Source organism: Streptomyces sp. V3I8, assembly GCF_030817535.1.
Lineage (GTDB): Bacteria > Actinomycetota > Actinomycetes > Streptomycetales > Streptomycetaceae > Streptomyces.
Genome location: NZ_JAUSZL010000002.1, coordinates 3,660,428 through 3,685,249, shown reverse-complemented (window position 1 = coordinate 3,685,249; position 24,822 = coordinate 3,660,428). Strand labels below are relative to the sequence as shown.

Genomic DNA, 24,822 nt, shown 5'->3' with positions numbered 1-24,822 from the left:
TACCGCCGGTAACTTTCCTCCGCGCAACCCCTACCCATGAGTACGGAGCTGTTCTAGTCTCCCATTGCGCCAGTGTTCACTGGCGCGGTCGTACGCGGCATGGAGGCATCGGGATGACCGAGCACGAACATGTACGGGTGGCGGTGATCGGCTCCGGTTTCGGGGGGCTGGGAGCCGCCGTGCGGTTGCGCCGCGAGGGCGTCACCGACTTCGTCGTCCTGGAACGGGCCGGCAGCGTGGGCGGGACCTGGCGCGACAACAGCTATCCCGGCTGCGCCTGCGACGTGCCCTCGCACCTCTACTCGTTCTCGTTCGCGCCCAACCCCGACTGGCCGCGCACCTTCTCCGGGCAGGGGCACATCCGGGCCTACCTGGAGCACGTCACCGACGTCTTCGGGCTGCGGCCGCACCTGCGCCTCGATTCCGAGGTCAAGCTGATGACCTGGGACGCCGAGCGGCTGTACTGGGTGATCGAGACCAGCAGCGGGACCCTGTGCGCCGACATCGTCGTGTCCGCCACCGGGCCGCTCTCCGACCCGAAGGTGCCGGACGTCCCGGGGCTCGACACCTTCCCCGGCAAGGTCTTCCACTCGGCGCGCTGGGACCACGACTACGACCTGCGGGGCAAGCGGGTCGCGATGGTCGGCACCGGCGCCTCGGCCATCCAGATCGTGCCGGCGATCCAGCCCGACGTCGCGAAGCTCACCCTCTTCCAGCGCACCCCGCCCTGGGTGATGCCGCGCATGGACCGGGCCATCAGCGGGGCCGAGCGCCTGCTGCACCGGACGCTCCCCGCCACCGCCAGGCTCCGGCGCGGGCTCCTGTGGGGCATCCGGGAGCTGCAGGTCCAGGCGTTCACCAAGCGTCCCGACGAGCTGGGGGTGGTCGAGCAGATCGCCAAGCGGAACATGTTCCGGGCGGTCAAGGACCCGGCGCTCCGGGCCAAGCTGACCCCCGACTACCGCATCGGCTGCAAGCGCATCCTGCTGTCCAGCACGTACTACCCGGCCCTCGCGAAGCCCAACGTGGACGTGGTCGCGAGCGGACTGCGCGAGGTCCGCGGCTCCACCGTCGTCGCCGCCGACGGCAGCGAGGCCGAGGTCGACGCGATCGTCTTCGGTACGGGCTTCCACGTCACCGACATGCCGATCGCGGAGCGGGTCGTCGGCGCGCAGGGCAGGACACTCGCCGAGGCGTGGTCGTCCGGCATGCGGTCGCTGCGCGGCGCGACCGCCGCCGGCTTTCCCAACTGGATGACGATCATCGGGCCCAACACGGGCCTCGGGAACTCCAGCATGATCCTGATGATCGAGTCCCAGCTGAACTACCTGGCCGACTACGTACGGCAGTTGGACGTGCTCGGCGGCCGGGCCGCCCTCGACGCGCGGCCCGGCGCGGTCGACGCCTGGAACGACCGGGTCCAGAAGCGCATGGAACGTACGGTCTGGTCCACCGGCGGCTGCACCAGCTGGTACCTCGACGAGAACGGCGTCAATACGACGGTCTGGCCGGGTACGACCACGGAGTTCCGCAGCGCCACCCGGCGCGTCGACCTGGCGGAGTACGACCTGATCCGGCCCCCGGCAGCCGGACCGGGACTCGAACCCGCGCCCGCATCCGAGACCGAACCCGAGGCCGCATCCGAACCCGAGACCGAGACCGAGCCCGTACGGGCGGCGGCCGCGCGGTCCGCCCGCCGTGCGCAGAAGAAGGCCGAGGCGGACGCATGAGCCGGCTGACGAAGGAAGCCTCCGGCGTCCACGCGCCGCCCGCCCCCGCCCGCAAGCTGACGGCGGTCTCCGCCGACGGGGCGCGGCTGCACGTCGAGGTGCACGGAGCCGTGGACGACCCGGCCGCCCCCGCGGTGGTCCTCGCGCACGGCTGGACGTGTTCGACCGCCTTCTGGGCCGCGCAGATCAAGGACCTTGCCGCCGACCACCGAGTGATCGTGTACGACCAGCGGGGGCACGGGCGCAGTCCCGCGAGCCCCGCGTGCAGCACGGACGCGCTCGCCGACGACCTGGAGGCGGTGCTCGCGGCCACCCTCGCGCCGGGCGAGAAGGCGGTCCTGGCCGGGCACTCCATGGGCGGGATGACGCTGATGGCCGCGTCGGGGCGGGCCGGGTTCCGGGAGCACGCCGCCGCCGTACTGCTGTGCAGCACGGGCAGTTCGCGGCTGGTCGCCGAGTCGCTGCTGGTGCCGATGCGGGCCGGCCGCTCGCGGACCTGGCTGACGAAGAAGATCCTCGGGTCGCGGGCACCGCTGGGACCGGTCACGCCGCTCGCCCGGCGGATCCTCAAGTACGGGACCATGGGGCCCGCTTCGGCGCCGGCGGTGGTCGAGGCGTGCGCGCGGATCGTGCACGCGTGCCCCCGGCGGGTGCGGTACGCCTGGTCGCAGGTGCTCGACCTGCTCGACCTCGACCACGCGGTGCGGGAGTTGACCGTGCCGACCGAGGTCGTCGTGGGGACGGCCGACCGGCTGACACCCGCCGTGCACGCGCGCTCGCTGGTCGCCGCGCTGCCGAACTGCGTCGGCTCCACCGAGCTTCCCGGGATCGGGCACATGACCCCGATGGAGGCACCCGACCTGGTCACCGCCCGTATACGGGACCTCGTCGCCACGTACGCAGTGATCAAGGAGGGCGCATGAGCAAGGTCGGTCTGCAAGGACAGGTGGCCGTCGTCACGGGGGCCGCGCGGGGCGTCGGGGAACTCCTCGCCCGCAAGCTCTCCGCCCGTGGCGCCACGATCGCGCTCGTCGGTCTGGAGCCGGCGGAACTGAAGGGCGTCTCCGAGCGGCTGCACGGCGAGAGCGGGTACTGGCACGCCGACGTCACCGACCACGAGGCGATGGCGCGGGTCGCGCAGGAGGTGAAGGCGCGCTTCGGGAAGGTCGACATCGTCGTCGCCAACGCCGGGGTCGCCAACGGCGGGCCGTTCGTGGACTCCGACCCGGTCGCCTGGCGGCGGGTCATCGAGGTGAACCTCATCGGATCGGCGGTCACCGGACGCGCCTTCCTGCCCGCCCTCATGGAGAGCCGCGGGTACCTGCTGCAGGTCGCCTCGCTCGCCGCGATCACGCCCGCGCCGATGATGAGCGCGTACTGCGCGTCCAAGTCGGGCGTCGAGGCGTACGCGCACAGTCTGCGGGCCGAGGTCGGGTACCGGGGCGTACGGGTCGGGATCGGGTACCTGTCGTGGACCGACACCGACATGGTGCGCGGGGCCGATCAGGACGACGTCATGCGGGAGTTGCGGCAGCGGCTGCCGTGGCCGACGAACCGGACGTACCCGCTGGGGCCGGCCGTCGACCGGCTCGTCGCCGGGATCGAGCGGCGGGCGAGCCATGTGTACGGGCAGTGGTGGCTGCGGGGGATGCAGGGGGTGCGCGGGTACCTGCCCGCGCTCATCGGGACGGTCGGGCAGCGGGAGATGCGGCGGTTCGAGCCGCGGCTCGGGAGCGTGGGGACGGGGCTCGTCGGAGCCGGCGGGGCGGCCGACGAGAGTGCGCGCGGCGCGGGGGGCGACATCGGAGCGGCAGAGGACGGCGCGGGGAGCGGCAGGGGGGCCGACCTGGCCGGAAACACGGTGCGTCACCGACCGTAACTGTATGAAATGCGCGCTATGTCCGGGCGTGTCACGCTGGTCGAGGCCCAACCCCCTCACCCATCAACGGGAGTGAACCTCATGGCCATGAAGGACCAGTTCCAGGACAAGGCCGACCAGCTGCAGCGCGACGCGAAGCAGAAGTTCGGCGAGCGTCGTGACGAAGCGGGTGCGCGTGGGCAGATGCCCGAGCGCTCGGACCGTGAGCGCCCGGAGCGCTCGGAGCGGCCGGAGCGGGAGCGCCCGGAGCGGTCCGAGCGGCCCGAGCGCGCCGAGCGCGTCGAGCGTCGGTCGCCCGCGGATGCGCGGCAGCCGGGTGTGCGGGAGCGGCTCGACGAGTTCGAGGTCTGAGCTGACGCTCGGTCTCGAACTCACGCTTACGCGCGTGCGCGTGCTCGTGTTCGGCCTTGGCCGGAATTGACGTGGGGTGCCCTTTCTTCTCCGGGGCGCCCCGCGTTTCTTTGTGCGGGCGTTCTGCGCGGGTGCTGTGTGTGGGGGGCGTGAGGTCTTGTTGCCGGCCGTGGATCGGTGGGGGCCGATCGCGCGGTTCTCCGCGCCTCTGAAAGATCGCACCGTTCTCCGCCGCCCTGAACTCAGGGGCGGGGTGGCAGTGGTGGGCGGGATCTGTCGGGGAGGTCGGTGTAGGGGGGCGGGGTGGAGGCCGGGCGGGTGGTGAGGAGGCCCAGGGCCAGGCGGACCGCGTCGTCCAGCTGGGCGTGGCGGCCCTCCGCCCAGTCCAGGGGCGTACGCAGGACGGGCAGGTCCGGCGCCACGCCGTGGTTCTCCACGGACCAGCCGTACGCGTCGAACCACGCCGCGTTCATCGGTACCGTGATGACCGACCCGTCCCCCAGCTCGTGGCGCCCGGTCATTCCGACGACCCCGCCCCACGTGCGCTGCCCCACCACCGGCCCCAGTTCCAGCAGTTTGAACGCCGCCGTGATCATGTCGCCGTCCGACGACGTCATCTCGTCGGCCAGCGCGACCACCGGCCCGCGCGGGGCGTTGGACGTGTACGACACCGGCTGGGCGCCCCGGATCAGGTCCCAGCCCATGATCGTACGGGTCAGCTTCTCGATGACCAGCTCGCTGATGTGACCGCCCGCGTTGCCGCGCACGTCGACGATGAGAGCGGGCCGCGACACCTCCATGCGCAGGTCGCGGTTGAACTGCGCCCATCCCGAGCCGCCCATGTCGGGGATGTGCAGGTAACCGCACCGGCCCCCGCTCAACTCCCGTACCACCGCACGCCGTTTGGCCACCCAGTCCTGGTAGCGCAGCGGACGCTCGTCGACCAGCGGAACCACCGCCACCCGGCGCGGACGTCCCTCGCCCGCCGCGTCCCGGGCCGGGGCCGCCGGGGTGAACGTCAGCTCCACCGTCGTGCCGCCCGCCCCCGCGAGCAGCGGGAAGGGGCCGGTGACGGGGTCGACGGGCCGCCCGTCCACATGGGTGAGCCGCGCCCCCTCGCGGATGCCCGTACCGGCCAGCGGTGAACGCGCCTTGGAGTCGGAGGAGTCACCCGGCAGGATGCGCTTGACGACCCAGCCGCCGTCCCTGCGGACGAGATTGGCGCCCAGCAGCCCCTGGGGCCGCCGGTAGTGCGGCGGACCCTCGTTGCGGCGCGCGGCGACCACGTACGCGTGCGAGGTGCCCAGTTCGCCCAGCACCTCGCGGAGCAGGTCCGCGAACTCGTCGGGGGAGGCGACCCGTTCGACCAGCGGCCGGTACTGGTCCAGGACGCCCTGCCAGTCGATGCCGCACATGCCCGGTTCCCAGAAGTACGCCTGGATGAGGCGGCCCGCCTCCGCGTACGCCTGACGCCATTCGGCGGCCGGATCGGCCTCGTGCAGGATGCGGCGCAGGTCGATCCAGACGGTCGAGTCGCTGTCGCCGGACTCGGTGGCCGGCACGGCCCGCAGCTCCCCGTCGTCGACCACGACGAGCCGGCTGCCGTCACCGCTGGGTGCGAACCAGTCGAGGTGGTCGACGAGTTCGGACTTCTTCGCCTTGGCGAGGTCGAAATGCTCCAGGGTCGGCCGGCCGCTCGTGTCGTCCGGGTTCGCGAACGTCTCGCCGAGCGCCCCCGAGATCGGCCAGCGCAGCCAGACGAGACCGCCGCCCGCGACCGGGTACAGCGCCGAGTACTTGGACGCGGTGACGGGGAAGGGCGTCACCCGGCTCTCGAGACCCTCGGTCTCGACGATCACCGCGCCACCACCGCCTCCGCCGCCCGTCCCGTCGTCCCAGCCGCCGGCCGCCGGACGGCCCTCGGGGGTCAGTGCGAACGGGGACGGGGTCGCCGAGGACAGCGGTACGAGGTACGGGCGGCAGCCCAGCGGGAAGGAGAGGTCGCCGGTGTGGACGTCGTACACAGGGTCGAAGCCGCGCCAGGAGAGGAAGGCGAGGAACCGGCCGTCGGCGGTGAAGACCGGGTTCTCGTCCTCGAAGCGGCCGTTGGTGACATCGACGACCAGGGGTTCGCCCGGCCCCGCGATCCGCGCCATCCTGATCTGCCGGAGCGTGCGGCCGATCCCCGGATGCGACCAGGTCAGCCAGGCCCCGTCGGGCGAGAAGGCGAGGTCGCGCACGGGCCCGTTGACGGACCGGACGAGCTCGGTGACGGTGTCACCCCCGCCTCCCCCTCCCCCTCCCCCTCCCCCTCCCTCTCCCTCTCCCTCTCCCTCTTCCTCACCCCTGTCCGCGTCCCCGTTCTCGTCGGCGAGGGTGAGCAGCAGTACCCGGCCGTCGTGGGAGGCGATCGCGAGCCGTTCGCCCTTCGGGTCGGAGACGAGTTCCAGGACGCGGCCCAGTCCGCCGGAGGCCGGCCGGCGCGGCTCGCGCGCACCCGTCGCACGCGGCAGGTACGCGATCTCGACGGCGTCCTCGCCCTCCGCGTCGGTCACGTACGCCACCTGCCCGCCGGAACCGAGCATCTCCGGCAGCCGGACGCGTACGCCCGGGGTGTCCGCGAGGGTGCGCGCCGGGCCGTCGCGGTGCGTCAGCCAGTACAGGCTGCCGCGTACGACGACGGCGCTCGCCCGGCCCGTACCGTCCACGGAGATCCCGTCGACGTGCTGGGCGGCCGGCACCTGGTAGGGGCGGCGTCCGACGCGCGGCCCGCCGAGCCGTACGTCGAGTCTGCGCGGCCGGGCGTCCGCGGCCAGGTCCTCGACGATCCACACCTCGCCCGCGCACTGGTAGACGATCCGGCTGCCGTCGCTGGCGGCGTGCCGGGCGTAGAACGCGTCGTGGTCCGTGTGGCGCCGCAGGTCGGACCCGTCGTGCCGGCACGAGTACAGGTTGCCGATGCCCTCGTGGTCGGAGAGGAAGGCGATCCGCGGGCCGACGAACATCGGCGAGTGCAGATGCCCTTCGAGGTCCTCCAGGAGGCGCTGCCCGTGCAGCCAGAGCCGTCCGGTGGCGCCGCCGCGGTAGCGCTTCCACGCGGCGGGCTCGTGCGGGGGAGTGCCGGTGAGGAGCAGGGTCCTGCGCTCACCGGCGAAGTCGGCGACCGCGATGTCGGAGACCGGGCCCCACGGCAGCCGGCCGCCGGGGTCGCCGCCGACGGGCACGCTGTAGGCCCAGGTGAAGTACGAGAAGGGTTCGCCGTGCGAGGCGACGGCGAGGATGTCGCAGGTCCCGTCCTTGTCCGGGGGCGTCCAGCCGCAGACCCGGGTGTCGGCGTTGCCCCAGTAGGTGAGCCGCCGGCCGGGACCGCCGTCCACGGGCGCCAGCTGGATCTCCGGCACGAGGCTGCGCCAGGTCGTGTACGCGATGTGCCGCCCGTCGGGGGAGAAGCGCGGGTGGCTCACCTTCGTGCGGTCGACGGTGAGCCGCCAGGCGCGGCCGGGCCGGTCCAGGGGGGCCACCCAGACGTCGTCCTCGGCCACGAAGCACAGCCGGTCGCCGCCGAGGTGCGGGAACCGCAGGTAGACGCCGGACCCGCTCGCGTTCTCGTACGCATCACTCACCCACCCATGCTTTTCCGGTGGGCCGGGCCCGGCAACTCGTGGTTCCCGGGCCACGGGTGACGTCCCACACGTACGAAACTGTTTCGTTTCGTTGACACGCAGGGTATCTTCATAGGTGTACGCGACGGTTTCGTTCGAGCGGAAGCGGTGCACGCAATGGCTGAGACAGCGACGACGCGTCGCAGCCGGATCACGCCCGAGCGGCAGGCCGAGCTGTACGAGGCCGTGCTCGACCTGCTCAGGGAGGTCGGCTACGACTCCCTGACCATGGACGCCGTGGCCGCGCGGACCCGGTCCAGCAAGGCCACGCTCTACCGCCAGTGGGGCGGCAAGGCCGAGCTGGTGGTGAAGGCGATCCGGCACCACAAGCCGGTCGACCTGGCGAACGTGGACACCGGTTCCCTGCGGGGCGACTTCCAGGCACTGGCGACCCGCTCGGACGACTGCCGGATGGAGCAGGACTCCGCCCTCATGCGGGCCGTGGGCACGGCCGTGCACACGAACCCCGATCTGCTGGCCGCCCTGCGGGAGTGGCTGGTCGAACCGGAGCTGGCAGAGATGCGCCACGTGGTGCAGCGCGCCGTCGACCGCGGTGAGGTCCGTGCGGACAACCCCGCGATCGGCTACGTACTGCACATGATCATCGGGGCCTTCGTGGCCCGCACGATGATCGACGACGAACCGCCGACCCAGGCCTTCCTGGCCTCGTACATCGACGCGGTGGTCCTCCCCGCCCTGGTCGCCTGACCCACCCGAGCCCTCCGCGCACCTCCCCGGGCGCCACCTCCTTCTCCATCCCCGGCACCGAGGCGCGGCGTCTTCGAGGCGCCCGGGGGCGAGAAGATGACGAAGCCGACCCACTAGCGTGCTTCCATGACCGCCGCAGAAGAACCCACCGCAGCCCACCCCCGTTTCGCCGAGGCCGTGAACAAGCTCGGCCTGGACGACCTCCTCCCCCGGGTCCGCCGCTTCCCGGAAGCCACCCGCACGGCCGCCGAGGCCGCGGCGGCACTCGGCTGCGACCGGAGCGAGATCTGCAAGTCCCTGATCTTCGCGGCGGACGGCGCCCCGGTCCTGGTCCTGATGGACGGCGCGTCCCGCGTGGACCTGGACCTCGTACGCCAGGAACTGGGCGCCGAACAGGTTACCCGGGCCGACGCGGACCTCGTGCGGGAGGCGACCGGCTACGCGATCGGCGGCGTACCCCCCTTCGGGCACCGCACCAAGACCCGTGTCCTGGCCGACCGTTCACTGCTCGACCACGACATCGTCTGGGCCGCGGCCGGCACCCCGTACAGCGTCTTCCCGATGGACCCCAAGACCCTGATCCACCACGCGGGCGGCACCCTGGCGGACGTGCGCGAGCAGCACGCGTGACGCCGCTGGTCACCACGGCCGTCCTGGCCGCGGCGGTCACCCACGCGAGCTGGAACGCGATAGCCCACCGAATCACCGACAAACTGGTCGGGTTCACCCTGATAGCAGGCGGGGGAGCGCTGATCGGCATCGTCATGGTGCCGTTCGTACCGTTCCCCGCCGCCGGGGCCTGGCCGTACCTGATCGTGTCGGCGATCGTCCACGTCGCGTACTACGCACTCCTGATGCGGTCCTTCAGGCTGGGCGACTTCGGCCAGGCGTACCCCCTCGCACGGGGCACCGCACCCCTCGTGGTGACGCTGCTGGCCGCCGTGTTCGCCCACGAGGTCCCCGACGGCTGGGCGGCGGCCGGCATCGCGGTGTCGTGCGCGGGCCTGACCGGTGTGGCGCTGTGGGGCCTGCGCGACAACCGCCCCAACTGGCCGGCGATCGTCGCGGCACTGGCGACCGGCCTGACGATCGCGGCGTACACGGTGGTGGACGGCCTGGGCGTACGCGTCTCCGGCTCCTCCCTGGGCTACATCGCCTGGCTGATGGCGGTGGAGGGCGTGGCGGTCCCGCTGTACGCGCTCCACCGCCGGCGAGGCGAACTCCTCACGGCGCTCCGCCCGTTCGCCGCTCTCGGCCTCCTCGGAGCGGCTCTCTCCGTCTCGGCGTACGGCCTGGTCCTGTGGGCCCAGACCCGAGCGGCCCTGGCCCCGATCGCGGCGCTGCGCGAGTCGTCGGTCATCGTGGGGGCGGCCATCGGGGCGGTGTTCTTCAAGGAGCGCTTCGGCGCACCGCGTATCGCCGCCGCGGGGCTGCTGGTGATCGGCATCGGCCTGATGCTGCACGCGGGTTGAGGGAGTGCTCGCCCCGCTGGTCGGACACCGTGCCGAGCCCGGATCCCCGCGAACCGGCGTGGTTCACTGCACGCGTGTTGCCCGAGTCGGTCCTGCGAACCGCGGATCTTCCGGTGGCGGGCGGGCTCAGACGGCGGCGGTCAGCTCGCACCACACGTACTTCCCCCGGTCGCCGTTCCTGACGACCGGCTGCCAGCCCCACTCGTCGGAACAGGCCCTGACCAGCGTCAGCCCTCTCCCTTCCTCGCGCAGGTCACCGGCCGGCGCGAGGGCGCGCGGCGGTCCGGGCGGTTCCGGGTCGGCGTCCCAGGCCCCGATCCGCAGTACACCCGCCGCCCAGAGCACCCCCAGCGCGGCGGGCCCCTTCGTGTGCCGTACGGCGTTGGAGACCAGCTCGGCCGCGAGCAGCTCGGCGACGTCGACGAGGCGGATGAGCCCGTGGACGGTGAGGATCAGACGCAGGGTGCGACGGCTGACGGTGACGGCACGCAGGTCGTTCGGGAGGGAGAGGGAGTACTCCCAGGGGGCGGCGTTCTCGTTTTCGGGCATGCGTGACTCCGTTCACGGGGTGGGGGGTCGGGGCCGACGACCGGTGACATTGCCGCAGCCGTCACGGCAGGGCGGAGCGGTGCGCTTCCGGTGCCCCGGGGTTCCGCAGCGTGTGCGGTGCGTCACCGACGGTAGACCTAACTTTTTAAGTTCTGCAAGCCCGTCGCATAACCTGTCACTCGGACAGGGAGCATCCACGGCGTGTTGCGAGGAGCGGTCGATGGTTCTGAGACGTGCGCCGACGGCGCGTCAGGGGCGCCTGGCGACCGAACTTCGCCGTCTCCGCGAGGCGGCAGGGCTCACTTCCCGGGAAGCAGCTGCCCTGCTCGGAGTAAGTCCCGCCCAGATCAGTCAGATCGAAGCAGGCCTGACAGGTGTGAGCGGAAAGCGACTGCGTCGGCTCGCGGCCAACTACACCTGCGCGGACGACGACTTGATCGACGCCCTGGTAGTCATGGCCACCGACCGGACCCAGGGGTGGTGGGAGGAGTACCGCGGCGTCCTGCCTTCCGCGTATCTGGACCTCGCCGAACTGGATCACCACGCGACGTTCCGCCACGACGTGGCAGTCACCCATGTGCCGGGACTGTTCCAGACAGAGGACTACGCCCGGTCCCTCTTCGCCTGCATGAACCCCGAGTTCCCCAGCAGTGAGGTGGACCTTCGGGTGGCTCACCGGATGAAGCGGAAGGTCGTCATCGAGGGCGCGTCCCCCATCCCGTACGAGACCGTGATCCACGAGGCGGCACTGCGTATCAAGGTGGCCGGGCGGGCCGCTTTCCGGACACAACTCGCCCGCATTGTGGAATTGTCCGAGGCTGACCATGTCACCGTGCGGGTCATCCCGTTCGAGCTGGACGATTTCGCCGGCGCGGGAAGCACTCTGGTGCACCTCGGCGGACCGCTTCCCCGGCTGGACACGGTGGTCCGTGACGCCCCGCACGGCACGGCGTTCCTCGACTCCGAAGCCCAACTGGAGCACTTCCGCACGCTTTTCCGTACGGTGAGAAAAGCGTCGCTGCCTCCTGAGCGATCGCGCGACCTCATCCACCGCTTGACCAAGGAGACGTGAGGACAGCATGGCCGCTCCGACCCGCTGGAAGAAGGCGTCCTACTCGGGCGGAGGTGAGGGAAACGACTGCGTCGAGATCGCCACCACGGCGGTCCGGATAGCCGTGCGTGACTCGAAGGTTCCGGCCCGCGGGACCCTCACCTTTCCCACCGCCGCCTTCGCCCCCTTCCTCGCCGCCCTGAAGACCGTCGAGGAGCCCGGCGGCCGCGCCCGCTAGGACGGCGTCGCAGCCCGTACCGCCCGTACCAGCGCCTGTGCCCGCGGGTCCGCCGTCACCGTTTTGCGGAAGCCGTTCGTCACGTAGCCGAACGCCGTGCCCGATTCCGGGTCCGCGAAGCCCAGGGAGCCGCCGCGGCCCGGGTGGCCGAAGGAACCGGGGGCCAGGAACGGCGAGGCCGAGCCGTGCAGCATGTAGCCCAGGCCGAAGCGGGTGTTGACGACCAGGACCCGGTCCGGGCCCGCGGACTCCTCCGCGCGGGCCGCCGCCAGCGTGTCGGGGGTGAACAGGCGGACGCCGCCGTCCCCGGCCTCGCCGATCAGCGAGGCGTAGAACCGCGCCAGCCCGTCCGCCGTCGCGATGCCGTTCGTCGCGGGGAGCGCCGCCGCCCGGTACGCGGGGTCGTTCTGGTCCGGGAACGGGGAGATCGCGGCGAAGGCCCGCCGGGTGAGGGAGGCCGGGTCCTCGTAGGCCTCCGTGACCGACCGCTTCGGACGCGCCCGCAGGGCCCCGTCGGCGGCCGGCGTCTCCAGCCGGCCCACCCGCCCGGCCCGGCCCGCCTCCCGCTCCGGCAGCCCGACCCACAGGTCCGCCCCCACCGGCCCCGCGATCTCCCGGGCGATCCAGTCGCCGATCCCGGCGCCCGTGACGCGCCGCACCAGCTCACCGGTCAGCCAGCCGTACGTCAGCGCGTGGTAGCCGTGGTCGGTGCCGGGCTCCCACACGGGGGCCTGGCGGGCGACGGCCTCGGCGCCCCGCAGCGGGTCCAGGGACTCCCGCGCGGTCAGCGGCCGGTCCAGGACCGGCAGCCCGGCCCGGTGCGAGAGCACCTGCCGGACCGGTACCCGCTCCTTGCCCGCCGCCTTGAACTCGGGCCAGTACTCGCCCACCGGGGCGTCCAGGTCCAGCAGGCCCCGCTGGTGCAGGAGCAGCAGGGCGGCCGCGGCGACCCCCTTGGTCGCCGACCGCACGACCTGCGCCGTACCGCGCTCCCAGGGCTTCGCGGGATCCGTACCGGTACCGCCGTCGACGTCCTTCGTGCCCGCCCACAGGTCGACGACCTTCCGGCCGTCCCGGTACACGGCGACCGCCGCGCCCCGGTCCCCGAGCACCTCGAAGTTGCGTACGAACGCCGCCCTGACCGGTTCGAAGCCCTCGGCCACCGTGCCGTTCACGTCCACCACGTCCGTACCCCTCGCCGCTCAGGTCGCGCCGCGCGCGTCACGCGCCCATTGTCACCGAGCGCGGATCGAAGCCGAACGGCAGCTCCAGGCGGTGCTTCCGCATCAGCTCCTCGTCCGAGAGCAGCTCGCCCGTCCGGCCGTCCGCCGCGATCACGCCGTCGCTGAGGATCAGCGCGCGCGGGCACAGTTCGAGGGCGTACGGCAGGTCGTGCGTGACCATCAGCACGGTCACGTCCAACGAGCGCAGGATGTCGGCGAGTTCGCGCCGTGAGGCGGGGTCGAGGTTGGACGACGGCTCGTCCAGGACGAGGATCTCCGGCTCCATCGCCAGGACGGTCGCGACGGCCACCCGGCGCCGCTGGCCGAAGGAGAGGTGGTGCGGCGGGCGGTCGGCGAAGTCCTCCATGCCGACCCGTTCCAGCGCGGTGCGCACCCGTGCCTCCAGCTCGGGGCCCCTCAGCCCGGCGGAGGCCGGCCCGAACGCCACGTCCTCGCGCACGCTCGGCATGAAGAGCTGGTCGTCCGGGTCCTGGAAGACGATGCCGACCTTCCGCCGGATCTCCGCCATGTGCTTCCTGCCGACGGGCAGCCCGGCGACCGTCACGGTCCCGGCGCCGCCGGTCAGGATGCCGTTGAGGTGCAGCACGAGGGTCGTCTTGCCGGCGCCGTTCGGGCCGAGCAGGGCCACCCGCTCGCCCCGCCCGACGGCGAAGTCCACACCGAACAGGGCCTGGTGCCCGTCGGGGTAGGCGAAGGCCAGCCCGGCCACCTCCAGGGAGGGGGCGGGGGAGAGGGCCACGGACGGCGGCGGGGAAGAGGAGGTCACAGGGTCCATCCCAGCAGACAGACGACGAGCGCGGCGACCGGCAGGGCGAAGGCGTACGACCACTGCGCCCGGGACGCGGTCACGTCGTCGATCACCGGCATCGAACCGGTGTACCCCCGGCTGACCATCGCCAGATGCACCCGCTCCCCGCGCTCGTAGGAACGGATGAAGAGGGCGCCCGCGGACTTGGCAAGGACGCCCCAGGACCGGACGCCCCGTGCCTCGAAGCCGCGCGACTCCCGCGCGATCCGCATCCGCCGCATCTCGTCCGCGATGACGTCCCCGTACCGGATCATGAAGGACGCGATCTGTACGAGGAGCGGGGGCAGCCGGAGCCGCTGGAGCCCCAGCAGGAGCTCGCGCAGCTCGGTCGTCGAGGCGAGCAGGACGGACGCGGCGACGCCGAGCGTGCCCTTGGCGAGCACGTTCCAGGCGCCCCACAGGCCGTTCACGCTCAGGGACAGACCGAGCACGTCGACCCGCTCGCCCTGCGCCACGAACGGCATCAGCACGGCGAAGGCCACGAAGGGCACCTCGATGAGCAGCCGCTTCAGTACGAAGCCGGCCGGGACCCGGGCCGCGTACGCCACGGCCGCCAGCAGCAGCGCGTACAGCCCGAAGGCCCACACCGCCTCGCGCGGGGTCGAGACGACGACCAGCACGAAGGCGAAGACGGCGGCGAGTTTGGTGTGCGGCGGCAGACCGTGCACGGGGGAGTGCCCGTGCCGGTACAGCCGGTGCGCGTGACCGGCGCCCATGTCAGACGGACTCCCCGACCTGCGAGGGTCCGCTCTGCGGCTCGGGCGTACGCCGCCTGCGTACGGTCCAGAAGACGCCCGTGCCCGCGACGACCGTGACGCCCACGCCGATCACGCCCGCGACACCGCCGGACATCCGGGCGTTGTCGAGGCCCTCGACGCCGTAGTCGGCGAGCGGGGAGCCGGCGGCGGTGTGGTCCTCGGCCTTGGCGTCGATGCCCTTGTCGGTGGCGACCTTCTCCAGGCCGTCGGGGTTCGCCGAGGCGTAGAAGCTGACGAAGCCGGCGAGGACGAGCGAGGTGGCGAGGCCCGCCAGCCACACCTTGCGGTGGGACCGGGCGGCGACCGGGACCGGGACGGGTTCACCGGCGGGAGACGCGGCGGGGGTGTCGACCAGCTCGCCGTTGATCCGCAGCTTCAGGGGCGCGGTCAGGCCGCGGGCGCCGTACACGAGGTCCGGCCGTACGGCGATGACGGCGCCCACCGTGAGGGCGGTGATCGCGGCCTCGCCGATGCCGATGAGGACGTGGACGCCGACCATGGCGGTGAGGACCTGCCCGATCGGGACGTCCGTGGTGCCGCCGATCCAGTAGATCAGGGTGAAGGCCACGGCGGCGGCGGGGACGGAGATCACAGCGGCGACGAACGCCGAGACGGTAATGGACCGACGCTTCCTGGGCAGGAGTTTTACGAGGCCGCGGAAGACGGCGTAGGCCACGACCGTGGTGACGACCGCCATGTTCGTGATGTTCACACCCAGCGCGGTGAGGCCGCCGTCGGCGAAGAGGATGCCCTGCATGAGGAGCACGACCGACACGCAGAGGACCCCGGTGAAGGGGCCCACGAGTATCGCGGCGAGCGCGCCTCCGAGCAGGTGTCCGCTGGTGCCGGCCGCGACCGGGAAGTTCAGCATCTGCACGGCGAAGATGAACGCGGCGACCAGACCCGCGAGCGGGGCCGTGCGCTCGTCCAGCTCACGGCGGGCGCCGCGCAGGCTCACCGCGACCGCCGTGGCGGCCACGGCTCCGGCGGCGACCGAGACGGGCGCGTCGATGAATCCGTCGGGGACGTGCATGGAGGGCTCCGCTTCCGGTGGCAGGCCGACTGGCTATAACCGTTCGATGATAGTGGCTTAATGCGAACAGCTTGCAAGAGCGAGGCGTCCCCGAATACGACTACGACTCATCTGGGAGCACGTATCGGAAAATATGCGACATTAGAGGAGAATCCGCACAAAGAGGGAGCGATCGATGTCCGCCGTTGAGCAGTACGCGCGCGCCCACATCGTGACGGACGAGGCGCAGGATCCGCCCGCCGTGCCGGTGGCCCTTCGCTACGACCCGGAGACCGACCCGCGGCGGGTGCGCATCGTGCTGCCCGGCCACCACGAATGGGCCTTCGCCCGCGACCTGCTCGAACGGGGCCTACGGACGCCGGCCGCCGCCGGTGACGTACGCATCTGGCCGTGTGGCCGGGTCCAGGCCGTCATGGAGTTCCACTCGGCCGCAGGAGTGGCGGTCGTGCAGTTCGACACGAAGACCCTGATCCGCTTCCTGCGCCGGACGTACGCGGTCACACCGGTGTCCAGCCAGAGCTAGAACCGGAGCCGGAGCCGGAGCCGGAGCCGTAACCGGAGCCGGTCTGGCCTGGTCCGGTCAGGTCGGGGTCAGCTGCCCGCCTTCAGCAGCGCCGCCACGATCGGGCCGGCCGTCTCGCCGCCGTGGCCGCCCTGCTGGACCACGCCGGCGGCCGCCAGGTCGCCCTTCCAGGCCGTGAACCAGCCGTTGGGCTTCTTCTGGTTGTCGACCTCGGCGGAACCCGTCTTGGCCCCGAAGTCCGGGCCGAGCCCCGCCATCGCCTCGGCCGCCGTACCGGCCGCCGCCGTGTACTGCAGGAGCTCCTTGAGCTGCGCCCGTGTACCGGCGGACAGGGAGCGGGGGGCCGTCGCGAGGGTCCGGTCGTCGACCGCCGGCGGGACCAGGTAGGGCTGGTGGAACGTGCCCGTCTTGGCCGTGGCGACGACCGACGCCATGTTCAGCGGGTTCATCCGCACCCCGCCCTGGCCGATCAGCGAGGCCGCCTTCTGGGCCTGCGACTGCACCGGCACCGAGCCGTCGAAGGTCGGCACGCCGATGGCCCAGTTGTCCATGCCGAGCCCGAACACCTGCTGGGCCTGCTTGGTCAGGTCGTCGTCGTCCAGCTTCTTGGCCTGGCTGATGAAGGCCGTGTTGCAGGAGCGCGCGAAGCTCGCCTTGAACGTGCCGCCCTTGATCTGGAACTTGTCGTCGTTCTGGAACTTCCAGCCGCCGTACGTCGAGTACTTCGGGCAGGGGTGCTCCTCGTCCGCCGACGCGAGCCCCTTGTCGATGAGCAGCGAGGCCGTGACGATCTTCATGGTCGAGCCGGGGGCGAGCGACCCCTGGAAGGCGGTGTTGAAGCCGTGTCCCGAGTTCGCGACGGCCAGGATCTCGCCGGTCGACGGCTTGATCATGACCGCCGAGGCCTTGGACTTCGCGGCCACCTGCTGCTCGGCGACCGCCTGGAGGGCCGGGCTGAGCGTCGTACGGACCGTGCCCGGCGTGCCCTTGCTCAGCTCCAGCAGCGTCTTGTCGGGGTTCTTGTCCGCGGCGTCCTTCTTGGCGTCGGCCGCGCTCTCCTGCGTACCGTCGGCGTCCTTGGCGTCCTCGGACCCGGCGCGGATCACCCGCAGTTCGACGCCCGCCTTGCCGCCGGCCTTCTTGCCGTACTTCTCCCGCAGGCCGTCGAGGACCGTCCCGAGCGAGGGGTACTTCGCGGTCGTCAGCTCGCCGCCGTCCCGGTCCAGGGCCTTGACCGGAGGCGTGCCCGCCGCGCCGGTGACCAGCCTGTCGCCGTCCTCCAGCTCCGGGTGGACGACCGCCGCGTGCCAGTCGACCAGCGGCTTCCCGTCCTTGGCGCGCCGCACGACGGTCAGCTCGGACTCGTAGGCGAGGGGCTCGGTCAGGCCCTTGTAGCTGACCGTGCCCTTGACGGAGAACGGCACGGCGGCACCGGAGCGCTTCCTGGCGGTGAGCGTCACGTCCTTGACGTACGCCTCCTTGCCGTAGCCGGTGAGCAGACCGGCCGCCGCCGCGGTGTCGTTCGTCGCCGCCGCGGCCGCGGGGACGTCGCCCTTCTGCCAGGCCGTGAGGAACGCGGTGGCCGTGGTCCTCACCTCGGCCGCCGACAGGGGTCCGGACTTCACGGGCTTCGCGTCGGAGGCGGAACCCTCGTCGGCCGACGCCCCGCCGCCGAACAGGGCGTAGCCGCCGAGCCCGGCGCCGCCGACGACAACGGCGACCATCCCGCCGATGACGGCGGGCTTCGTCCTGCCGCGCTCCGGTGCGCGCCTTCTGTTCCCCACGGCTTCCGTTCCTCCGCTGCTTCCCCGACGACTGCTTGCCCGACGACTGCTTGCCCGGCGACGGTTTCCCCGACGGCCTCGACGTTCCTTGTTCCTTGTTCCTTCGAGGAACGGTGAACGGTCCTCACCAGTGTGCTGGGAGAACGAGAGTCACCACCCTAGGGTCCCGTCCTGTGCGGACGGGTTCAGCCGGCTGTCCGTAGCACGGCTGCGACAATCGGACCCGCCGCGTCCCCTCCGTGGCCGCCCTCCTCCGTCATGGCCGCGGCGGCGACGTCGCCCCGGAAACCGGTGAACCAGCTGTTGGACGTCTCCTGCCCGTCGACCTCGGCGGAGCCGGTCTTGGCGCCGATGTCTCCGCTCAGGCCGGCCATGGCCTGCGCGCCGGTGCCGCTGGTCGCGGTGAGCCGCATCATCTGCTTCAGCTGCGCGGCGGTGCCGCTCGGCAGGCCGCGGGCGGTGGCCGGCTGCCGGTTGTCGAGCTTCGGCGACACGAGGTAGGGCTGCCGGAACGTACCCGTGATCGCGGTCGCCGTGACCGACGCCATGTTCAGCGGGTTCATCTGGACGTCGCCCTGGCCGATGGCGTTGGCCGCGCGGTTCGGGCCGCCGGAGGCGGGGACGCTCCCGTCGAAGGAGACGATGCCGGTCTTCCAGTCCTTGCCGATACCGAACCGCTCCTGCGCCTCGGTGGTGAGCGACTCGTCGGTGAGCGGGCGTTCGTCGGAGCCGTCGACGAGCTTCACGAACGCCGTGTTGCACGAGCGCATGAAGCTGTTGGCGAGCGTGGCGCCCTCGTCGGGCTGCATGCCCGTGAGGTTCTTGAACGTCTGGCTCTGCCAGGTGGCGGTCGCCGGACAGGGCGCCGGGCCGTTCATCGCGGTGACGCCGTTGTCGATGAGCATCGCCGCGGTGACGATCTTCATGGTGGAGCCGGGGGCGGCCTTGCCCTGGAACGCCGCGTTGAACGCGTCCTCGCGGTGGTTCGCGACCGCCAGCACCTCGCCGGTGCTCGGCCTGACGGCGACCACCGACGACTGGGCGTACTGCTTGACCGCCTTCTCCGCCGCGGCCTGCACGCCCGCGCCGATCGTCGTACGCAGCGTGCCGGCCCTGCCCTTGGCGAGCGTCACCAGCGGGGTGTCGCCCGCGTCCTCGCTCGCGTGCCGGATCGCGAGCTCGACCCCGGGGGCGCCGCCCGCCTTGTCGCCGTACCGGTCGCGCAGGGTGTCGAGCACGGGGCCGAGCGAGGGGTACTTCTCCTTGGTCAGGACGACGCCGTCGCGGTCCACCGCCTCGATGGGCGGGCTCGCCGACTCGCCCGTGACCAGCGTGTCGCCGGTCTTCAGGTCCGGATGCAGGACGGACGGCCGCCAGTCCACGAGCGCCCTGCCCGTGGACTCGCCCCGCACGATCCCCAGCTCGCCGTCGTACGTCAGAGGCTTGCTCCTCCCCTCGTACGACACGGTGGCGGACACCTTGAACGGCACCGTCGTGCCCGTCGCCGTACCGGGTGTGACCTTCACCCTGCCGATGTGCGCCTGGCCCCCGTAGGCGACGAGGAGGTCCTTGGCGGCCACGGCGTTGTCGGTGAGGTCCGCGGCCGTGGCGGTGTCCCCCTGCTCCCAGGCCGTGAAGAACTTCTCGGAGGTCTTCGCGACCTCGTCGGCGGACGGCGGCCCGGTCTCCTTCGCGGCGGCGGTCGTCCCCTCGTCCCCGCTGACCGCGCTGACGATGTTGTACGCCCCGTACCCGGCACCCCCCACCATGACGGCGAACACCCCGCCCACCACGGCGACCTTGGCTCCGCTCCGCATCGCGCCTCTCCTCCCCGTACTCCCCGTGAACTTTTCTGAACACGTTCAGAAAAGCATCTCCACGTAGCACTGTATGCGGGGAGAGTGACGGATGGGGATGGCGTTCCCCGATTGTTAGCCCCCGGAGCGCCCCTGAGCGGACCCGAGCGGACCCGGTCCGGATCCGGCCCGGATTCGGACCGGGTCCGCACCTGAACCGCACCCGGACAGGCCCGTGCGCGCCCCTGCGGTGAGTACCCGTACTCATCCCCGAACGCGCCCCGCGGTCCACCGTGGAGACACCACCGACCGGGACGACCCGAAGGACCCGCGATGCCGCACACCTCCCGCCCGCGCCACCTCACCGGCCTGCCGGCGAGCCGCTCCCGACCCCGCCTCCTCGCCCTCGCCACGGACAACTGGCCGGCCCGGAGCTACCTGGCCGTCGTCGCCTGCTCGGTCCCGGTCATGCTCCTCCTGCCGGACAGCGGCTTCGCCGTGGCCCCCCTGGTGCTCACCGCGCCCCTCTCCTTCCTCAGCATGCTGCTGCCCTTCGGCCCCGGTACCGAGGGCGGAGCGGCCCAGGCGCTCGCCATCGGCTCCTGGTCCGTCTGGCTCCTCGGGTGCGCCCTCGTGAACGCCGCGGTCCTCGGCGCCCTGGCCACGAGGCCCACGACGGCCGCGCCGCGCGGTCTCCGAAGGACGCGGACCCTGCTGGCCCCCGCGGTGGACAACTGGCTCGCGCGCGGGTACCTCGCCGTGGTCGCGGCGGCCCTGGGCTTCTTCCTGTACGCCGTGTACGTGTCGCCGGACCCGGGGTTCGCCGGTATCTGGCCGCTGATGGCCACGGCGCCGCTCGGCATCGTCGCGGTCCTGGTGTCGATACCCACCGAGTCGTCCTCGCTCGACTGGCTGAACCCGCTGGTCTTCTCCGCGGGTGTGGCCCTGTCCGGACTGTTCAACGCCGTACTGTTCGGCCGCCTCACCCACGGCCTGAGGACACGGCAGACCGCCGCGTCCTCCTGACGCGTCCGGCGGGGCCGTCCCGCCGGCCCCGGGTGACCGCGACCGCTACCGCAGCCACGCCCCCTCGCGCATGAGGACCCTGCCGCGCAGTTCCGGCTCGCCGCGCCAGGCGAGCACAGTCTTCGGCGCCACGCGTATGTACAGAAAAGGGCCTTCCTCCGTACGCGGGTCCCACCCGAACCTGCCGGCGAACGCATCCGCGGCGTCCTCGGGCACGCCCCGGTCCGAGAAGCACTCCGCCTCCCCTCGAGGAGCACCACGTCGAAGGTGTCCGGCAGCGCCAGGCGCACCCGGGGCTCCTCCCGCACGTTGCGCGCGGTCGCGGAGGCCTCGCCGGTGCACATCCACACGGCCTGCCCGTCCCACCGGAACCACAGCGGCACCTGATGCGGACCGTGATCCGGATGGGCCGTCGACACCCATATGTCCCGCTCCCCGGCGAGCCGTCCAAGGGTGTCGCGCCTGCGCTGCGGCATGTCACGACGAGGGATTCCCGTGGTCTGCATGAACGCCGACCCTAATCAGCCGTTCCGAAGCGCGCATGAGGCGTCGGTCCTACGCCCTGCGACCGACGACGACCGCGGGGCCGCGACGGATCGTCACGGCCCCGTGGGGTGTCCGCCCCGCTAGACCCAGGTGTCCAGCCACATCCGGGCCCGCCAGCTGTCGATCGGGATCGCCTGGCCCGTGTAGATCGGCCAGAAGTAGATGAAGTTCCAGGCGATCAGCAGGATCAGGACGCCCGCCGACGCCGCGCCGATCACCCGGCGGCGTTCCGTGGAGCCCGGGGGGCCGAGGATCGCGCCGACCGTCATGGCCACCGCCAGGCACAGGAAGGGGAGGAAGACGACCGCGTAGAAGAAGAAGATCGTGCGTTCCTGGTAGAGGAACCACGGGAGGTAGCCCGCCGCGATGCCGCAGGCGATCGCGCCCGCCCGCCAGTCCCGGCGGAAGAGCCAGCGCCACAGGACGTAGAGCACCGCGAAGCCCGCGGCCCACCACAGGAGCGGGGTGCCCAGGGCCAGGACCTCGCGGGCGCACTTCCCGCCCGCGTCCGTCGGGCAGCCGTCCTTGCCGGGCAGCGGCGACTCGTAGAAGTACGAGACCGGGCGGCCCGTGACGATCCAGCTCCACGGGTTCGACTGGTACGTGTGCGGGGAGTGCAGGCCGACATGGAAGTCGTACACCTGTGTCTCGTAGTGCCACAGGCTGCGCCACCAGTCGGGGAACAGCCAGGACCAGTCGCTGGTGCGGCCGTCCGCCGTGGCCCAGTCGCGGTAGTAGCCGCCCTTGCCGTCGGTGCCGGACAGGAACCAGCCCGTCCACGAGAGCAGGTACGTGACGACGGCCACCGGGACCGTCGAGAGGAACGCCCAGCCGACGTCGTGCTTCAGGACCGCCGCGTAGGGGCGGCGGGCGCCCGCCACCCGCCGGGAGCCGACGTCCCACAGGACCGTCATCAGGCCGAACGCGACCAGGACGTACAGACCGTTCCACTTGGTGCCGATGGCCAGGCCCAGCATCAGGCCGGCCAGCAGGCGCCAGGGGCGCAGGCCCAGACGGGTGGTCGCGGCGATGTGGGCGTCCGGGCGTACGCGTCCGTCGGCGTCCGGCGCGAGGGCCGCGGCGAGCCGTTCCCTGGCCTTGTCGCGGTCGACGAGCAGGCAGCCGAAGGCCGCGAGGACGAAGAACATCAGCACCTGGTCGAGCAGCGCGGTGCGGCTCATCACGAAGTGCAGGCCGTCCACGGCCATCAGCGCGCCCGCCAGGCACCCCAGGAACGTCGAGCGGAACAGCCGGCGGCCGATCCGGCACAGCATCAGCACGGACAGCGTGCCGAGCAGCGCCGTCATGAACCGCCAGCCGAACGGCGTGAACCCGAACATCCACTCGCCGAGCCCGATGACGTACTTGCCGACCGGCGGGTGGACCACGTAGGCGGCGTCCGCCGGGATCCTGACGCTCCCGCCGTTCTGCAGGATCAGGTCGTTGGCGTTCTTGGCCCAGTTGACCTCGTACCCGCGGTGGATGAGCGCCCAGGCGTCCTTGGCGTAGTACGTCTCGTCGAATATCACCGCCTTCGGGCTGCCCAGGTTCCAGAACCGCATGAGGCCCGCCAGCAGCGTGATGAGCAGCGGGCCGCCCCACGCCGACCAGCGGACGATGCGTCCGGCGGCCTCCTGGCGGAGCCCGACCGCCGCCCACAGGCGCGGGCCGGGCTCGGTGTACGCGGGCACGAGGCGGTCGCGGACGTCGTCTGCGGTTCCGGCCGTGTAGCCGAACCTGCGCAGCCGCTGCTGCCACGACGGCCGCTGCTCTTCGACGCCCTGTCCCTGCCGGGTGTCCGTGGAGGACGCGGTACTTGTCACCGCGCCATCGTAGGGAACAGGTCTGTGTGAGTCCCGCGGACCGCCCCTGCGAGGATGGAACCGTGACAGGAACCCTCGTACTCGCAGGAACGCCCATCGGGGACATCACGGACGCCCCGCCCCGGCTGGCGGCGGAGCTGGCGGGGGCCGACGTCATCGCCGCCGAGGACACCCGGCGGCTGCGGCGGCTGACCCAGGGACTGGACGTGCAGCCCTCCGGAAGGGTCGTCTCGTACTTCGAGGGCAACGAGTCGGCGCGTACGCCCGAGCTGGTCGAGGCGCTGGCCGGCGGCGCGCGCGTGCTGCTCGTGACGGACGCCGGGATGCCGTCCGTGTCCGACCCCGGCTACCGGCTGGTCGCCGCCGCCGTGGAGCGGGGCATCAAGGTCACGGCCGTCCCGGGCCCGTCCGCCGTGCTCACCGCGCTCGCCCTGTCGGGGCTGCCCGTCGACCGGTTCTGCTTCGAGGGGTTCCTGCCGCGCAAGGCGGGCGAACGGCTGTCGAAGCTGCGGGAGGTCGCGGCCGAGCGGCGCACGCTCGTGTACTTCGAGGCCCCGCACCGGCTCGACGACACGCTCGCCGCGATGGCCGAGGTGTTCGGCGCCGGGCGGCGGGCCGCCGTCTGCCGCGAACTGACGAAGACGTACGAGGAGGTCAGGCGCGGGCCCCTCGGGGAGCTGGCGGTCTGGGCCGCCGAGGGCGTGCGCGGGGAGATCACCGTCGTCGTGGAGGGCGCCCCGGAGGTCACCGAGTCGCTCGGCGCCGACGAGCTGGTGCGCAGGGTGCGGGTGCGCGAGGAGGCGGGGGAGCGGCGCAAGGAGGCGATCGCCGCGGTCGCCGCCGACGCGGGACTGCCCAAGCGGGAGGTCTTCGACGCGGTCGTCGCGGCCAAGAACGCCACGCGCGCGGCCCCCTGAGCCGCCACCCGCGGCACTCCTGAGTCGCCATCCGCGCGGCCCTCGACCGAGGACCGGCAACCCGCGCAATCCCAGGGCGAACCCCCGGCACGCGCCCGGAATCCTTGGGCCGGCCCCCGGCACACACAGGGAGCGCATGCTTTCACAGGGGGGCGCATGGGCCCATGCGCGGGCAAAATACGCGCGTCCAAGGCAAAGCCGGGACCGGGTATCGGGGGCCGTCCGACAAGGAACGGCCAAGACGGTTCCAACACTCGACAGGTCCGGTGCGCTCGCGCCCGCGGAGGCGTCCACTGGAACAGGACGCACCCGTCCTCGTCCAGCGGACAAGAGGAGCTGGCATGAGTGAGATCACAGGGCAGAGCCGTCGGACCGGGCAGATCCCCGGCGGACCCGAACCCCGGACCGCGGCGGCCGACACGGTCCACGAGTCGTATTCCTTCGCCTGCATGCGCTGCGGGCACGGCTGGGAGCAGTCGTACGAGATCGAGCACCACTTCGACGCCGAGGGGACGCAGTTCGTGACGTACGTGGCCGACGGCCTGGTCGTGCCGTCGCCGCTGAGCCGGCCGAGCTGCGTGAACTGCGACGGCAACCTCCTGCGCATCATGCGCGCGGGCCAGGTGTCCTCGGCGCAGAACCCGATGCGCCGCACGCTGTCCGTACCGCCGATGAAACGCGCCGCGGCCATCGCGGCGCCGGACGCGGCGCCCGACGCGGCGCAGTCGCCCGAGACGGCCCTGCGGCCGGACGCGGCGCCCAGGGTTCACCACCACTGGCACCTGTCCGACCTGCTGCACCCGTTCCAGCACCGTAAGGCGGTGTGAGCCCCGGGGCCGGGCCCGCCCCGCCCCCGGGCCCCGCCCCGCCCCCGCCTCCGGACCCGCCTCCCCCGGGCCCGACCCGGCCCGCCCCGGCGCCTTC

General features: G+C 72.2%; 22 protein-coding genes and 1 pseudogene. 13 read left to right on the top strand and 10 right to left on the bottom strand.

The genetic code is table 11. From position 1 onward, the window contains the following. Positions 1-113 precede the first annotated feature (113 nt). The 4 genes from QFZ75_RS16080 (at position 114) to QFZ75_RS16065 (ending at position 3,960) form a co-directional block, all read left to right on the top strand. Positions 114-1,730, top strand: coding sequence for an NAD(P)/FAD-dependent oxidoreductase (locus QFZ75_RS16080; RefSeq protein ID WP_307537607.1), 1,617 nt, complete (start codon positions 114-116; stop codon positions 1,728-1,730). Further along, positions 1,727-2,653 (top strand): alpha/beta fold hydrolase, encoded by a 927-nt coding sequence (locus tag QFZ75_RS16075; RefSeq protein ID WP_307537605.1) that lies wholly within the window; start codon positions 1,727-1,729, stop codon positions 2,651-2,653. The genes QFZ75_RS16080 and QFZ75_RS16075 overlap by 4 nt, the downstream gene beginning before the upstream one ends. Continuing rightward, entirely contained in the window at positions 2,650-3,609 is a 960-nt protein-coding gene (locus QFZ75_RS16070; RefSeq protein WP_307537603.1) for an SDR family oxidoreductase, read from the top strand. Before QFZ75_RS16075 ends, QFZ75_RS16070 begins: the two co-directional genes overlap by 4 nt. 81 nt (positions 3,610-3,690) lie before the next feature. Continuing rightward, the gene (locus QFZ75_RS16065) at positions 3,691-3,960 is read left to right on the top strand and encodes a hypothetical protein (RefSeq protein ID WP_307537602.1); all 270 of its coding nucleotides are present in this window, start codon (positions 3,691-3,693) and stop codon (positions 3,958-3,960) included. A gap of 242 nt (positions 3,961-4,202) precedes the next feature. Here QFZ75_RS16065 and QFZ75_RS16060 read toward each other — a convergent pair whose 3' ends face one another. Then, positions 4,203-7,583, bottom strand: a complete 3,381-nt coding sequence (locus tag QFZ75_RS16060; RefSeq protein ID WP_307537600.1) for a S41 family peptidase — start codon at positions 7,581-7,583, stop codon at positions 4,203-4,205. 156 nt (positions 7,584-7,739) lie between these two features. Here QFZ75_RS16060 and QFZ75_RS16055 point away from each other — a divergent pair, with 156 nt between their 5' ends. From QFZ75_RS16055 to QFZ75_RS16045, 3 genes are all read left to right on the top strand, one after another. After that, positions 7,740-8,330 carry a TetR/AcrR family transcriptional regulator gene (locus QFZ75_RS16055; protein ID WP_307537598.1) on the top strand — a complete coding sequence of 197 codons (591 nt, stop codon included), beginning with the start codon at positions 7,740-7,742 and terminating at the stop codon, positions 8,328-8,330. 126 nt (positions 8,331-8,456) lie between these two features. Next, positions 8,457-8,960: a YbaK/EbsC family protein gene (locus tag QFZ75_RS16050; RefSeq protein WP_307537596.1), complete on the top strand. Its 504-nt coding sequence runs from the start codon at positions 8,457-8,459 to the stop codon at positions 8,958-8,960. After that, positions 8,957-9,802, top strand: coding sequence for a DMT family transporter (locus QFZ75_RS16045; protein ID WP_307537595.1), 846 nt, complete (start codon positions 8,957-8,959; stop codon positions 9,800-9,802). The genes QFZ75_RS16050 and QFZ75_RS16045 overlap by 4 nt, the downstream gene beginning before the upstream one ends. 126 nt (positions 9,803-9,928) lie before the next feature. Here the strand turns inward: QFZ75_RS16045 and QFZ75_RS16040 are convergent, their stop codons facing one another. Beyond that, the gene (locus QFZ75_RS16040; protein ID WP_307537594.1) at positions 9,929-10,351 is read right to left on the bottom strand and encodes an ATP-binding protein; all 423 of its coding nucleotides are present in this window, start codon (positions 10,349-10,351) and stop codon (positions 9,929-9,931) included. A 220-nt stretch (positions 10,352-10,571) separates the two neighbouring features. Here QFZ75_RS16040 and QFZ75_RS16035 point away from each other — a divergent pair, with 220 nt between their 5' ends. Together QFZ75_RS16035 and QFZ75_RS16030 are read left to right on the top strand one after the other, a co-directional pair. Continuing rightward, entirely contained in the window at positions 10,572-11,423 is an 852-nt protein-coding gene (locus tag QFZ75_RS16035) for a helix-turn-helix transcriptional regulator (RefSeq protein ID WP_307537592.1), read from the top strand. A gap of 7 nt (positions 11,424-11,430) precedes the next feature. Then, a complete protein-coding gene (locus tag QFZ75_RS16030) occupies positions 11,431-11,640 on the top strand; it encodes a DUF397 domain-containing protein (protein WP_307537591.1) in 210 nt (69 codons plus the stop codon). Here QFZ75_RS16030 and QFZ75_RS16025 read toward each other — a convergent pair. From QFZ75_RS16025 to QFZ75_RS16010, 4 genes are read right to left on the bottom strand one after another with little or no spacing between them, the layout of a single operon-like run. Continuing rightward, a complete protein-coding gene (locus QFZ75_RS16025) occupies positions 11,637-12,821 on the bottom strand; it encodes a serine hydrolase domain-containing protein (RefSeq protein ID WP_307544526.1) in 1,185 nt (394 codons plus the stop codon). The two genes, QFZ75_RS16030 and QFZ75_RS16025, sit on opposite strands and share 4 nt — an antisense overlap. Before the next feature lie 40 nt (positions 12,822-12,861). After that, positions 12,862-13,659 carry an energy-coupling factor ABC transporter ATP-binding protein gene (locus QFZ75_RS16020; RefSeq protein WP_307537589.1) on the bottom strand — a complete coding sequence of 266 codons (798 nt, stop codon included), beginning with the start codon at positions 13,657-13,659 and terminating at the stop codon, positions 12,862-12,864. Beyond that, complete coding sequence (cbiQ, locus tag QFZ75_RS16015; RefSeq protein WP_307537588.1) at positions 13,647-14,408, bottom strand: cobalt ECF transporter T component CbiQ; 762 nt, start codon at positions 14,406-14,408, stop codon at positions 13,647-13,649. The genes QFZ75_RS16020 and cbiQ overlap by 13 nt, the downstream gene beginning before the upstream one ends. 1 nt (position 14,409) lies before the next feature. After that, on the bottom strand, positions 14,410-15,483 hold the full coding sequence (locus tag QFZ75_RS16010; RefSeq protein WP_307537586.1) for an energy-coupling factor ABC transporter permease: 1,074 nt from the start codon (positions 15,481-15,483) through the stop codon (positions 14,410-14,412). Positions 15,484-15,658: 175 nt separating this feature from the next. Between QFZ75_RS16010 and QFZ75_RS16005 the strand changes: the two genes are divergently transcribed. Beyond that, the gene (locus QFZ75_RS16005) at positions 15,659-16,006 is read left to right on the top strand and encodes an SsgA family sporulation/cell division regulator (RefSeq protein ID WP_307537585.1); all 348 of its coding nucleotides are present in this window, start codon (positions 15,659-15,661) and stop codon (positions 16,004-16,006) included. 68 nt (positions 16,007-16,074) lie between these two features. Here the strand turns inward: QFZ75_RS16005 and QFZ75_RS16000 are convergent, their stop codons facing one another. Both QFZ75_RS16000 and QFZ75_RS15995 read right to left on the bottom strand, forming a co-directional pair. Further along, positions 16,075-17,790: a penicillin-binding transpeptidase domain-containing protein gene (locus tag QFZ75_RS16000; RefSeq protein ID WP_307537583.1), complete on the bottom strand. Its 1,716-nt coding sequence runs from the start codon at positions 17,788-17,790 to the stop codon at positions 16,075-16,077. 185 nt (positions 17,791-17,975) lie between these two features. Then, positions 17,976-19,607 carry a penicillin-binding transpeptidase domain-containing protein gene (locus QFZ75_RS15995; RefSeq protein ID WP_307537581.1) on the bottom strand — a complete coding sequence of 544 codons (1,632 nt, stop codon included), beginning with the start codon at positions 19,605-19,607 and terminating at the stop codon, positions 17,976-17,978. A 312-nt stretch (positions 19,608-19,919) separates the two neighbouring features. Between QFZ75_RS15995 and QFZ75_RS15990 the strand changes: the two genes are divergently transcribed. Further along, positions 19,920-20,612, top strand: coding sequence for an SCO4225 family membrane protein (locus QFZ75_RS15990; RefSeq protein ID WP_307537579.1), 693 nt, complete (start codon positions 19,920-19,922; stop codon positions 20,610-20,612). A 45-nt stretch (positions 20,613-20,657) separates the two neighbouring features. Here the strand turns inward: QFZ75_RS15990 and QFZ75_RS15985 are convergent. Beyond that, a pseudogene (locus tag QFZ75_RS15985) lies at positions 20,658-21,118 on the bottom strand (pyridoxamine 5'-phosphate oxidase family protein). A 120-nt stretch (positions 21,119-21,238) separates the two neighbouring features. Beyond that, positions 21,239-22,981, bottom strand: coding sequence for a dolichyl-phosphate-mannose--protein mannosyltransferase (locus tag QFZ75_RS15980; protein ID WP_307537577.1), 1,743 nt, complete (start codon positions 22,979-22,981; stop codon positions 21,239-21,241). Positions 22,982-23,043: 62 nt separating this feature from the next. Between QFZ75_RS15980 and rsmI the strand changes: the two genes are divergently transcribed. Together rsmI and QFZ75_RS15970 are read left to right on the top strand one after the other, a co-directional pair. Further along, positions 23,044-23,898 (top strand): 16S rRNA (cytidine(1402)-2'-O)-methyltransferase, encoded by an 855-nt coding sequence (gene rsmI / locus QFZ75_RS15975; protein WP_307537576.1) that lies wholly within the window; start codon positions 23,044-23,046, stop codon positions 23,896-23,898. A 341-nt stretch (positions 23,899-24,239) separates the two neighbouring features. After that, positions 24,240-24,725, top strand: a complete 486-nt coding sequence (locus QFZ75_RS15970) for a hypothetical protein (protein WP_307537574.1) — start codon at positions 24,240-24,242, stop codon at positions 24,723-24,725. Positions 24,726-24,822 lie beyond the last annotated feature (97 nt).